Genomic DNA, 11,335 nt, shown 5'->3' with positions numbered 1-11,335 from the left:
TACCTCGGACATGCGCATGATGTTCGCCCGCGTAGACGCGCCGCGTCCGCCGCCCGGTTTCCGGGTTCCGTCAGGAGTTCAGGTACGTCAGGACCGCGAGGACCCGTCGATGGTCACCGTTGCTCGGGGACAGCCCGAGCTTCAGGAAGATGTTGCTGACGTGCTTCTCCACCGCCCCGTCGCTCACCACCAGCTGCCGGGCGATCGCCGAGTTCGTGCGCCCCTCCGCCATCAGCCCCAGCACCTCACGCTCCCTGGGCGTCAGCCCCGCCAGCACGTCCTGCTTGCGGCTGCGCCCCAGCAACTGCGCGACCACCTCGGGGTCCAGCGCCGTACCGCCCTCGGCGACCCGCACCACCGCGTCCACGAACTCGCGGACCTCGGCCACGCGGTCCTTCAGCAGATAGCCGACCCCACGGCTGGAACCGGCCAGCAGTTCGGTGGCGTAGCGCTCCTCCACGTACTGCGACAGCACCAGCACCCCGAGCCCGGGATGCGTCCTGCGCAGTTGTACCGCGGCCCGCACCCCCTCGTCGGTGTGCGTCGGCGGCATCCGTACGTCGGCCACCACCACGTCGGGCAGCGCGCCCTCGGCGTCCAGCTCCGCGATCGTCTTGACCAGCGCCTCCGCGTCCCCCACCCCGGCGACGACCTCGTGCCCGCGGTCGGTCAGCAACCGGGTCAGGCCCTCCCTCAGCAGCACCGAGTCCTCGGCGATGACCACCCGCACCCTGTCCTCCACGTCCTTCGGCCCCCCGCAGCCCGACTCGCCCACTCGGCGGAACGGGCCCAGCATTCCAGCATCGGGGGCGCGGTGCTCCCTGGACGCGGGGCAGACGTCGGGTTTTGGACTACCGGTGGCGTGTTGTCGATCATCGGCGACCCGATCGGGGGCCGAGAGGGCGCAGCTCCTGGGACGGGACGGGTGAGGGCGGCGGGGGCGCCCCCTCACCGCCCGCCCCGGCCGCCCGCTGTGGACTCACCCCCGCCAGGGCAGCTCCGCCGTCACCCGGGTAGGCCCACCCACCGGCGAGTCCACCACCAGAATCCCGTCCACCGCGTCCAACCGCCCCGCAAGCCCGGCCAGCCCCGACCCGCCGGAGGCATCCGCACCCCCCACCCCGTTGTCCACCACCTGCAACATCAACCGGTTCTCCACCCGCCACACATCGACCGCCGCCCGCGTCGCCCCCGAGTGCTTGCTGATGTTCTGCAACAACTCCGACACCGTGAAGTACGCGATCCCCTCGATCGCCGGCGCCGGCCGCTCCGTCAGATCCACCTCCACCCGCACCGGCACCGCGCACCGCGACGCCACCGCCGACAGCGCCGCGTCCAGCCCCCGGTCCGTCAGCACCGCCGGATGGATGCCCCGGGCCAGGTCCCGCAGCTCCTGCAGCGCCGTCTTCACCTCACCGTGCGCCTCGTCCACCATCCGCGCCGCCGTCCGGGGATCCTCCGACAGCTTCTCCTTCGCCAGTCCCAGATCCATCGCCAGCGCCACCAGCCGCGCCTGCGCCCCGTCGTGCAGATCCCGCTCGATGCGCCGCAGGTCCGCCGCCGCCGTGTCCACCACAACCCCTCGGTCGGACTCCAGCTCCACCACCCGCGAGGCCAGCGTCGACGGGCCGAGCAGCCCGTGCACCAGCAGCCGGTCCACCATCGTCAGCGCCCGCACGATCCACGGCGTGACCATCGTGAACAAGAGCCCCACCAGCGCGGTCACGGTGATCTCGAACGGGTTGTCGAGGTAGATCCGGTGCGTCTCGTCACCGTAGAGCTGGATACCGCCCTGACCGCCGTACATCGGGAAGACCCAGAACCACAGCGGGTACGTCAGCAGCGTCCACCCGCACGAGAAGAAGACCACCGAGACGGTGAAGGAGAACACCGACCACGGCATGTGGAGGACCGAGTACAGCAGGTGCCGCCACGACGTGCCGCTCTTCAGCACGGCGCCGATCCACCCCATGAAGCCGTTCTTCCGTACCCGCAGCGGCTCCGGGTCGTCGACCTCCAGGCCGAGCAGCCCGCGTGCCCGCGCCCGCTCCAGCACGCCGATGCCCCGGCAGCCCGCCAGCGCCCCCGCCAGCACCGGAACACCGAGGAACGTCACCAGCAGGCCCGCCCCCAGCGACACCATCGTGACGGAGTAGATGAAGAGCGCGATGCTGATCGGCAGGCTCAGCAGCACATAGGCGAGCTCGCCCCAGTGGCGCGGCTCGACCGGTGCCCGCAGCGCGGCGGGCAGCCGGTGCCGCCGACCGGTTTCCTGGAGGCCGTACTCCTGTCCGTACTCCCCGTACTGCGTGGCCATCGGTCCCGTCCCGTTCTGCTCGTCGTGTCTGCTTGCCATACCTGCTCGGCGTGCCGCGTCGGCTGTCGTACCTCCACCCTCCCGGGCGACGGCCCTGTGGACCATGGAGTCCGTCGGCCTCTCGGAAGGGGGGTTTTCCCCACCCCCGGGCAGCCGTGCCGGCGGCCGCCGCATCCGGAACCTTGGCGCCTCGCGTCAGGACCGCTCCCGCCAGGGCAGCTCCGCCGTCACGGTCGTGGGACCGCCCGGCGGGGAGTCCACGACGAACAGCCCGTCGACGGCGCCCAGGCGCTCCGCCAGCCCCCGCATCCCCGTACCGCCGTCCGGACGCGCGCCTCCACGGCCGTCGTCCCGGACCTGGATCATCAACCGGTCGTCCGTCCGCCACACGTCCACCGCCGCGGACTTCGCCCCGCTGTGCTTGCTGATGTTCTGCAACAGCTCCGACACCGTGAAGTAGGCGATGCCCTCGATGGCCGCCGCCGGTCTCGACACCAGGTCGGCCGTCACCTTCACCGGCACGGTGCAGCGCGTGGCGACCGACGACAGCGCCGCGTCCAGACCACGGTCGGTGAGGACGGCGGGATGGATGCCCCGAGCCAGGTCGCGCAGCTCCTGCAGCGCCAGCTTCACCTCGCCGTGCGCCTCCTCGACCATCGAAGCCGCCGTGTCCGGGTCCTCCAGCAACTTCTCCTTTGCCAGACCCAGCCCCATCGCCAGGTTGACCAGCCGCGCCTGCGCCCCGTCGTGCAGATCGCGCTCGATGCGCCGCAGATCGGCGGCAGCCGTGTCGACCACGACTCCCCGGTCGGACTCCAGTTCGGCGATACGGCGCTCCAACTCGTCGGACGGCGACAGCAGCCCCCGCACCAACGCCCGGTCCACGTTCGTGAGCCCCCGCGCCACGAACGGCAGCACCGGCCACAGCACGAACAGCGAGACCAGCGTCACGGTGAAGGTGAGGACACCCCACGGCAGCCGGATCAGCTCATACAGCCCCGATCGCCAGCCCACCGGGTCCTTCAGCGCCAGCCACATCCGCTGGAGGTAACTCCCGCCCCGGCGCCAGGGCAGTGGACTCGGCTCGTCGATCCGCACCCCGAGCAGCGCCCGCGCCCGGGCCCGCTCGAACCGGCCCAGCAGCCGGGCGCCCGCCAGCCCCACCGCGAGCAGCGGCAGGCCGACCGCGGTGACACTCAGCCCGGCGCCGGTGAACATCGCCGTCATCACATAAACGAAGCCGATCAACGACATCGGCAGGTTCACCAGGAGATGCGTGATCTCCTTCCACGTCTGCGGGTCGAGGGCGAACCGGGGCGGGGGCAGAGGGACGTCGCCCCGCGGCGCGTCGTCCAGCGGCCCGGCGCCCTGTGTCGCTATGCCGTGCGTTCTGCCCCAGCGGGAGGCGGAGTTGGAAGCGGTCATATGCGGTAGCGTGCCGCGCCGCGGGCTCCCGCGCCATGAGGTCGGCCGCCCTTGCCCGACGGGGGAAAACCCCACCAAGGCACCACCGCGGCTCCATCACGTTCCCGCCCCCGTCGTTCAAGGCGTGACGGGCTGCTTACGCTCTCTTTAGCAGGCCCTAGACTCGCGTGCGTACAGATCGTCGAACACTGTCGAGGCCAGGGAGCGAGGGGCAGACGTTGTCGGAGACGCTGCGCGTAACGGTGAGCGACCCGACGGTCGTCGTCGCGGCGGACTACTTCCAGTCGTACTCGGTCGTCGGACTGCTCACGCTCGTCGGCGTGCTGTTCGTGGCCGTCGCGTTCGGCGCCGGCCGCCTGCTGCGCCCTGTCGTGCCCACCCCGGAGAAACTCCTGACGTACGAGTGCGGTGTCGACCCCGTCGGCGAGGGCTGGGCCCACACCCAGGTCCGCTACTACGTCTACGCCTTCCTGTACGTGATCTTCGCCGTCGACTCGATCTTCCTCTTCCCGTGGGCCACGGTGTTCGCCGCGCCCGGCTACGGCGCGGCCACCCTCGTGGAGATGTTCATCTTCCTGGGCTTCCTCGCCGTCGGCCTGCTCTACGCATACAAGAAGGGGGTCCTGGCATGGACGTGACCCCGTCCGCCCCTGAGCCCGTGCTGCTTCCCGAGCCGAAGCGGCTGGGCGCGCTCGCCCGGCTGGCCCCCGAGCCGATGAAGGTGGTCCTCAACTGGGGCCGCCGCTACTCCCTGTGGGTCTTCAACTTCGGCCTCGCCTGCTGCGCGATCGAGTTCATCGCCGCGTCGATGGCCCGCCACGACTTCATCCGCCTCGGCGTGATCCCCTTCGCGCCGGGCCCCCGCCAGGCCGACCTCATGGTCGTCTCCGGCACGGTGACGGACAAGATGGCCCCAGCCGTGAAGCGCCTCTACGAGCAGATGCCCGAGCCGAAGTACGTCATCTCCTTCGGCGCGTGCAGCAACTGCGGCGGCCCGTACTGGGACTCGTACTCCGTGACCAAGGGCGTCGACCAGATCATCCCGGTCGACGTCTACGTCCCCGGCTGCCCGCCCCGCCCGGAAGCCCTCCTCCAGGGCATCCTGAAGCTCCAGGAGAAGATCGCCCGCGAGTCCCTCGGCGACCGCTACGGCACCCCGCCCCGCCCGACCCCGGCGGCCCTCCAGAGCGGCTTGGTCCAACCACCGGCCGGCGGGGCCGCCCCCTCCGGTGCTGAATCCGGGCCCGCCTCGGGAGACGCACGATGACCGCTGTCGGCTGGCTGCCCGCCTCCGCCGAGGAGCTGTTCGGTACGCAGGCCACGGCCGAGGAGTCCTACGACGTCCTCACGGTGGACGTACCCCCCTCCGCCTGGACCGCGGCACTGGAGACCGCCCGCGATCGCCTGGGCTGCACCTACTTCGACTGGCTGAGCGCGGTCGACGAGCCGGGCACGGGCTTCCGCGTCGCCGCGCACGTGGCTGCGCTGTCCCCGGTACGCCGCCTGCTCCTGCGCACCACCGTCCCGCACGACGCACCGGTCCTCGCGTCCGCGGTCCACGTCTACGCGGGCGCGGCCTGGCACGAGCGCGAGACCCATGAAATGTTCGGCGTCGACTTCCGGGGCCACCCCGCCCTCGACCACCTCCTCCTCCCCGAAACCTTCGAAGGCCACCCCCTCCGCAAGGACTTCGTCCTCGCCGCCCGCGTCGCCAAGGCCTGGCCCGGCGCGAAGGAACCGGGCGAGTCCGACCACGGCGGCCCCAAGCGCCGCCAGATGCTTCCCCCCGGCGTCCCCGACCCCAACGAGTGGGGCCCACTGAAGGGCCAACTTCCCCCCGCCCCGGCCCGTCCGGCCCGCGGAGCGGGACGCGCGGCGGGGGAGCGCCCTGCTCGGGCCACCGGGGAGCGGCCCGTGCGTGCGGCGGGGGAGCGGCCGGTACGGCGGGCCCGCACCGCGGCGGAAGGGTCGGCCAGCCAGGCTGCCGAGGCCGCGACTCCGGCGGCTGAGGCTGCGACTCCGGCGGCTGAGGGCGGGACTCCGGCGGCCGAGGCTGCGACTCCGGCGGCTGGGGGCGGGACTCCGGCGGCCGAGGCTGCGACTCCGGCGGCTGGGGGCGCGACTGCGGCGGCTGAGGCTGTGACCTCGGCGGCTGAGGGCGGGACCCAGGCGGCTGAGGTTGCGACCTCGGCGACTGAGGCTGCGACCTCAGCGGCTGAAATTCCGCCGACCAGGGCTCGACGGGCACGCACCGCTTCGCAGGGCTCGGCAAGCCAGCGCACTCGAGATGCGGAGGCCGCCGAGGGCGCGGAGGCCGCGCAGCCTGCGGGGGGCGCCGAAACGTCCCCCGCCCCGGCGGGCCACCGTCGCTCGCGCAGCGTCAGCGAGGGCTCGGCCTCCCAGCGGACGTCGGCCGCTGAACCCGCCGCGACCGACGAGCCCAAACCCTCCACTGCCCCCCGCAGCTCCGACGCCCCGTGGCACCACGCCCGTCCGGCCTTCGACGAACCGAAACCCACGGCGGAACCGGAACCCGAGTCCGCCCCGGAGCTCGCGCAGGAAGCCGAGCCGAAGTCCGCTCCGGAACCCGAGCCGAAGCCCGCTCCGGAACCCGAGCCGGAGCCCGGCCAGGCAGCCGAGCCGAAGCCCGCTGCGGAAGCTGAGCCGAAGTCCGCTCCGGAACCCGAGCCGAAGCCCGCTCCGGAAGCCGAGCCAGAACCCGAGCCGAAGCCCGCCCGTACAGCCGAGCCGAAGTCCGCGCAGGAACCCGAGCGGAAGCCCGTCCAGGAACCCGAGCCGAAGCCCGCTGCCGAGCACGCCCGGGAGCCTGACCCGAAACCTGACCGGGCCCCCGCCCCGGAACCCCACCCGGCGCCTGAGGCGAACCAAGACGCTGACGCCGACGCCGGTGCGGCGCCCGCCCCCGACAGCCCCCGTACCCCACCCGAGAACCCCCCAGGAGGCCGGCAGTGAACGACGCTCTCGACGTCGCCCTGCGACTCCTGATCGTCTTCGGGGTGTTCCTCACCTTCCCCCTGATCATCGGCCAGACCGAGCACAAGGTGATGGCCCACATGCAGGGCCGCCTCGGTCCGATGTACGCCGGCGGTTTCCACGGCTGGGCCCAGCTGATCGCGGACGGCGTGAAGTTCGCGCAGAAGGAGGACGTGGTCCCCGCCGGTGCGGACCGCCGTATCTTCCAGCTCGCCCCGGCCGTGGCCCTGCTCCCGTACCTCCTCGTCCTCCTCGCCGTCCCGATCGGCCCCGGCGAGGGCGCCGTCGGCCAGGTCGTCGACGCGGGCGTGTTCTTCGTGCTCGCCGTGATGGGCGTCGGCGTCCTCGGGTCCCTCATGGCCGGCTGGGCCTCCGCGAACAAGTTCTCCCTCCTCGGCGGCCTCCGCACCGCCGCCCAGCTCCTCGCCTACGAACTGCCCATGCTGCTGACCGCCGCCTCGGTGGCGATGGCGGCCGGCACCGTCTCCCTCCCCGGTATCCTCGACGCCTTCGAGTGGTGGTGGCTGCCCTGGCAGATCGTCGGCGCGATCGTCTTCTTCGTCGCCGGCCTCGCCGAACTCCAGCGCCCCCCGTTCGACATGCCGGTCGCCGACTCGGAGATCATCTTCGGCGCGTACACCGAGTACACCGGCCTGCGCTTCGCCCTTTTCCTCCTCGCCGAGTACGCCGGAATCGTCGTCCTGTGCGGCCTGACCACCGTCCTCTTCCTGGGCGGCTGGCACGGCCCCTGGGGCGCCGACGGCCTCGGCTGGGTCTGGACCCTGCTGAAGACGGCCGTCCTCGCGTTCATCGTGATCTGGCTCCGCGTCACCTACCCCCGCCTGCGCGAGGACCAGCTCCAGAAGCTGTCCTGGACCCTCCTCGTCCCCCTCTCCCTCGCCCAGATCGCCCTCACCGGCATCGTCAAGGTGGTGATCTCCTAGTGGCCCCCATCCCCGGCTCCGGCCTCGCCAAGGGCCTGGCCGTCACCCTCCGCACGATGACGAGGAAGACCGTCACCGAGCAGTACCCGGACGCCCAGCCCGACCTCCCGCCCCGCACCCGGGGCGTGATCGGCCTGTTCGAGGAGAACTGCACGGTCTGCATGCTGTGCGCCCGTGAGTGCCCCGACTGGTGCATCTACATCGACTCCCACAAGGAGACGGTCCCCGCGGCGACCCCGGGTGGCCGCGAACGCAGCCGCAACGTCCTCGACCGTTTCGCCATCGACTTCTCCCTGTGCATGTACTGCGGTATCTGCATCGAGGTCTGTCCTTTCGACGCCCTGTTCTGGTCCCCGGAGTTCGAGTACGCCGAGACCGACATCCGCGACCTCACCCACGAACGCGACAAGCTCCGCGAGTGGATGTGGACCGTGCCGGCCCCGCCCGCCCTCGACCCCGCCGCGGAGGAGCCGAAGGAGATCGCCGCCGCCCGCAAGACGGCCGAGAAGCTCGCGGCCGCACAGGCGGAGCCGGCCGACCCGTCCGGAGGCGAGTCGTGACATTCGCTCAGGCACCGCACGTGACTCTGGCCCAGGCACCGCACGTGACTCTCGCTCAGGCACCGCATGTGACTCTGGCCCAGGCACCCCACGGTTTCCTCTCCCCGACCGGCGTCGAGATCGCCTTCCTCCTCGTCGGCCTCGTCACCTTCGGCGCCGCGCTCGTCACCGTCACCACCAGGCAGCTGGTGCACGCCGCCCTGTGGCTGGTGGTGACCCTCGGCGGCCTCGCCGTCGAATACCTCCTGCTCACCGCCGAGTTCATCGCCTGGGTGCAGGTCCTCATCTACGTCGGTTCCGTCGTCGTCCTCCTCCTGTTCGGTCTGATGCTCACCAGGGCACCCATCGGCCGCTCCCCGGACGCCGACTCCGGCAACCGCTGGGCCGCCCTCATCGTGGCCGTCGCCGCTGCGGCCGCCCTGGTCTGGGTCGTCGTCGACGCCTTCCGCACCACCTGGATCGACCTCGACGGCCCGGCCGCCGGCTCCACCGAGGCCACCGGCGCGAGCCTCTTCCAGAACTGGGTGCTCCCCTTCGAGGCCCTCTCCGTCCTCCTCCTCGCCGCCCTGGTCGGCGCGATCGTCCTGTCCCGCAAGGCGAAGGAGGAGTCGAGCTCTCCCCCCGTGAACGCCCGGGGCGTCACGAAGAGTTCCCGACCGGTCACAGAAAGTTCGGATCCGCAGGTCCGCGCGAACCCGGCCGAGCAGGAAGGCACCCGCTGATGCACCTCGCCTATCCCGCCGTCCTCTCCGCCCTCCTCTTCTGCACGGGCCTGTACGGCGTCCTCGCCCGTCGCAACGCGATCCTGGTCCTGATGTCGGTCGAGTTGATGCTCAACGCCGTCAACCTCAACCTCGTCGCCTTCGACGTCTGGCTCAGCCGCGCCGCCGAGGAGACCCTGCACTCCGGGCAGGCCCTGACCCTGTTCACCATCGCCATCGCCGCCGCCGAGATCGGCATCGGCCTCGCGATCGTCCTCGCCGTCCACCGCAACCGCGGCACCGCCGACATCGACAAGCTCCGCGACACCGCCGAGGGCCACGGCACCGACACCCCCGAGACCGAGCCGGGCACCGAGAAGGCTGAGGCCACCGCGTGACCACGACCACCCTCGCCGTCCTCGTCCCCGTCCTCCCCTTCCTGGGAGCGGTCGCCGGACTGCTCCTGGGCCGCACGGCCCCCGGCTTCGTACGCCCGCTCGCGGTCCTGCCGACGCTCGCCTCCCTCGTCCTGGCCGCGGTCGTCGCCGTGCGCCAGGGCGGAGACCAGGCGGTGACCGCCGCCACCGAGCTCACGCCCACCGGCTCCGTCCCCATCGAACTCGCCCTGTACGTCGACGGCTTCGCCGCCCTCGTCGCCGTCCTGGTCGGGGTCGTCGCCTCCTGCGTGCAGATCTACTCGACGGGCTACCTGCGTGAGGACCCGCGATACCCCTCGTACGCCGCTCTCGTCTCCCTGTTCACCTCCGCGATGTTCCTGGTCGTCTACTCCGGCGACCTGATCGTGCTGCTGGTCGGCTGGGAAGTCATGGGCATCTGCTCCTACTTCCTGGTCGGCCACTACTGGGAGACCCCGGAGGCCCGCGCCGCCTCCATCAAGGCCTTCCTCGTCACCAAGCTCGGTGACGTCCCCTTCCTCATCGGCCTGTTCGCCCTCGCCACCGACGCCGGTTCCTTCCGCATCACGAAGGTCCTCGGCGCGGTCGCGCACGGCGGACTCGACCACCCCACGGTCGTCGCCCTGCTGCTCCTCGCGGGCGTGGCCGGCAAGTCGGCGCAGTTCCCGCTGCACACCTGGCTCCCCGACGCGATGGCGGGCCCCACGCCCGTCTCCGCGCTGATCCACGCCGCGACGATGGTCGCCGCCGGTGTCTACTTCGTCGCCCGGCTCCTCCCCGTCTTCCAGGCCTCCCAGGCCGCGCTGGTCGTCCTCGCCGTGATGGCCGCCGTGACCATGGCCGGCTCCGGTCTCGCCGCGCTCGCCCAGGACGACATCAAGCGCGTCCTCGCCTACTCGACGATCGGCCAACTCGGCTACATGACCGGCGCCCTCGCCGTCGGCGACCGCGGTGCCGCCGTCTTCCACCTCCTCTCGCACGGCGCCTTCAAGGCCCTGCTGTTCCTCGCGGCCGGCGTGATCATCCACGCCGCCGGCACCAACTCGCTGGCTGCCATGTCCCGCATGAGCCATCTGCGCGACCGCGTGCCCGACGCGTACTGGACGATGACCGTGGCGCTCCTCGCGCTCGCCGCGATCCCGCCCTTCAGCGGCTTCTTCTCCAAGGAGTCCGTCCTCGGCGCCGCGGAGCACGTCGCCACCGGCCACACCGAGCACGCCCCCGCCGCCGTCGGCTGGATCGTCCTCGTCGCCGGCCTGGTCACGGCCCTGCTCACCGCCGCCTACGCCACCCGCCTGTGGCTGCTCGCCTTCCGCGGCCGGGGCGCCGAGGCCCCCGACCACGGCAGGCAGCCGCTGACGATGACGGTGGTGCTGTGGGTGCTCGCCGCACCGTCCCTCGCCCTCGGCGCGTTCGCCTACCGGGTGCTCCCCGACTGGTTCGACGGCCGTGACCTGACCCCGGCCCTCACCACGTCCGTGCTCGGCACGGGCATCGCCCTGGCCGGCGGCGTCATCACCTACGGCGCCTGGCGGCACACCAGTGCCGTCGCGGCCCGCGTGCCCCTGGGAGCGGTCGCCGCCCACCCCGAGGGCGACGCCGCCCAGGTCGAGGCCGAGGCCATCGCGACCCACGCGCCCGCCTACGGGGACGTGGCCTCCGCCCCCGACCCGGCGGACCCCGGACGGCTCCTGCTCGGCCCGCTGCACCGCCACGCGGCCGTCGGTTTCCACCTCGACGCCGTGTACCGGGCGCTGTTCGTCCGCCCGGTCCAGGCCGGAGCGAGTCTCGTCCGGTTCCTCGACCGCGAGGTCGTCGACACCTACGTACGCGGCGCGGGAGCCCTGCCCCGCCTGCTCGGCGCGGCCGTACGGCGCGCCCAGACCGGCAACGTCCAGACCTATGTGAGCGCGCTGCTCGCCGGCACCGTCGTCCTGGCGGTCGCCGCCCTTCTCGTCGCCACGGGAGCGTGAGCACG

General features: G+C 72.1%; 11 protein-coding genes. 8 read left to right on the top strand and 3 right to left on the bottom strand.

Annotated features, from left to right (window positions below; translation table 11 throughout):
- Positions 1 to 70 precede the first annotated feature (70 nt).
- From IG99_RS15695 to IG99_RS15685, 3 genes are all read right to left on the bottom strand, one after another.
- Positions 71 to 742: a LuxR C-terminal-related transcriptional regulator gene (locus tag IG99_RS15695; RefSeq protein WP_107055945.1), complete on the bottom strand. Its 672-nt coding sequence runs from the start codon at positions 740 to 742 to the stop codon at positions 71 to 73.
- A 237-nt stretch (positions 743 to 979) separates the two neighbouring features.
- Positions 980 to 2,317, bottom strand: a complete 1,338-nt coding sequence (locus IG99_RS15690; RefSeq protein WP_037674352.1) for a sensor histidine kinase — start codon at positions 2,315 to 2,317, stop codon at positions 980 to 982.
- Positions 2,318 to 2,512: 195 nt separating this feature from the next.
- On the bottom strand, positions 2,513 to 3,742 hold the full coding sequence (locus IG99_RS15685) for a sensor histidine kinase (protein WP_078947735.1): 1,230 nt from the start codon (positions 3,740 to 3,742) through the stop codon (positions 2,513 to 2,515).
- 242 nt (positions 3,743 to 3,984) lie between these two features.
- Here IG99_RS15685 and IG99_RS15680 point away from each other — a divergent pair, with 242 nt between their 5' ends.
- The 8 genes from IG99_RS15680 (at position 3,985) to IG99_RS15645 (ending at position 11,330) form a co-directional block, all read left to right on the top strand.
- The gene (locus IG99_RS15680; protein ID WP_199815529.1) at positions 3,985 to 4,380 is read left to right on the top strand and encodes an NADH-quinone oxidoreductase subunit A; all 396 of its coding nucleotides are present in this window, start codon (positions 3,985 to 3,987) and stop codon (positions 4,378 to 4,380) included.
- The gene (locus IG99_RS15675) at positions 4,371 to 5,009 is read left to right on the top strand and encodes an NADH-quinone oxidoreductase subunit B (protein WP_037674348.1); all 639 of its coding nucleotides are present in this window, start codon (positions 4,371 to 4,373) and stop codon (positions 5,007 to 5,009) included. The genes IG99_RS15680 and IG99_RS15675 overlap by 10 nt, the downstream gene beginning before the upstream one ends.
- On the top strand, positions 5,006 to 6,715 hold the full coding sequence (locus tag IG99_RS15670) for an NADH-quinone oxidoreductase subunit C (RefSeq protein WP_037674347.1): 1,710 nt from the start codon (positions 5,006 to 5,008) through the stop codon (positions 6,713 to 6,715). The genes IG99_RS15675 and IG99_RS15670 overlap by 4 nt, the downstream gene beginning before the upstream one ends.
- On the top strand, positions 6,712 to 7,680 hold the full coding sequence (locus IG99_RS15665; RefSeq protein WP_037674346.1) for a complex I subunit 1/NuoH family protein: 969 nt from the start codon (positions 6,712 to 6,714) through the stop codon (positions 7,678 to 7,680). The genes IG99_RS15670 and IG99_RS15665 overlap by 4 nt, the downstream gene beginning before the upstream one ends.
- Positions 7,680 to 8,240 (top strand): NuoI/complex I 23 kDa subunit family protein, encoded by a 561-nt coding sequence (locus IG99_RS15660; protein ID WP_037674343.1) that lies wholly within the window; start codon positions 7,680 to 7,682, stop codon positions 8,238 to 8,240. The genes IG99_RS15665 and IG99_RS15660 overlap by 1 nt, the downstream gene beginning before the upstream one ends.
- Positions 8,241 to 8,308: 68 nt before the next feature.
- Positions 8,309 to 8,962 carry an NADH-quinone oxidoreductase subunit J family protein gene (locus IG99_RS15655; RefSeq protein ID WP_037674620.1) on the top strand — a complete coding sequence of 218 codons (654 nt, stop codon included), beginning with the start codon at positions 8,309 to 8,311 and terminating at the stop codon, positions 8,960 to 8,962.
- Positions 8,962 to 9,339 (top strand): NADH-quinone oxidoreductase subunit NuoK, encoded by a 378-nt coding sequence (gene nuoK / locus IG99_RS15650; protein WP_037674341.1) that lies wholly within the window; start codon positions 8,962 to 8,964, stop codon positions 9,337 to 9,339. The genes IG99_RS15655 and nuoK overlap by 1 nt, the downstream gene beginning before the upstream one ends.
- Positions 9,336 to 11,330 carry an NADH-quinone oxidoreductase subunit 5 family protein gene (locus IG99_RS15645; protein WP_037674338.1) on the top strand — a complete coding sequence of 665 codons (1,995 nt, stop codon included), beginning with the start codon at positions 9,336 to 9,338 and terminating at the stop codon, positions 11,328 to 11,330. The genes nuoK and IG99_RS15645 overlap by 4 nt, the downstream gene beginning before the upstream one ends.
- Positions 11,331 to 11,335: the final 5 nt, after the last annotated feature.

The sequence above is a fragment of the Streptomyces griseus subsp. griseus genome (assembly GCF_000720255.1).
Taxonomy (GTDB): domain Bacteria; phylum Actinomycetota; class Actinomycetes; order Streptomycetales; family Streptomycetaceae; genus Streptomyces; species Streptomyces griseus_I.
Note: the sequence above shows the minus strand (reverse complement) of the source record. Positions and strands in the feature narration are given on the sequence as shown.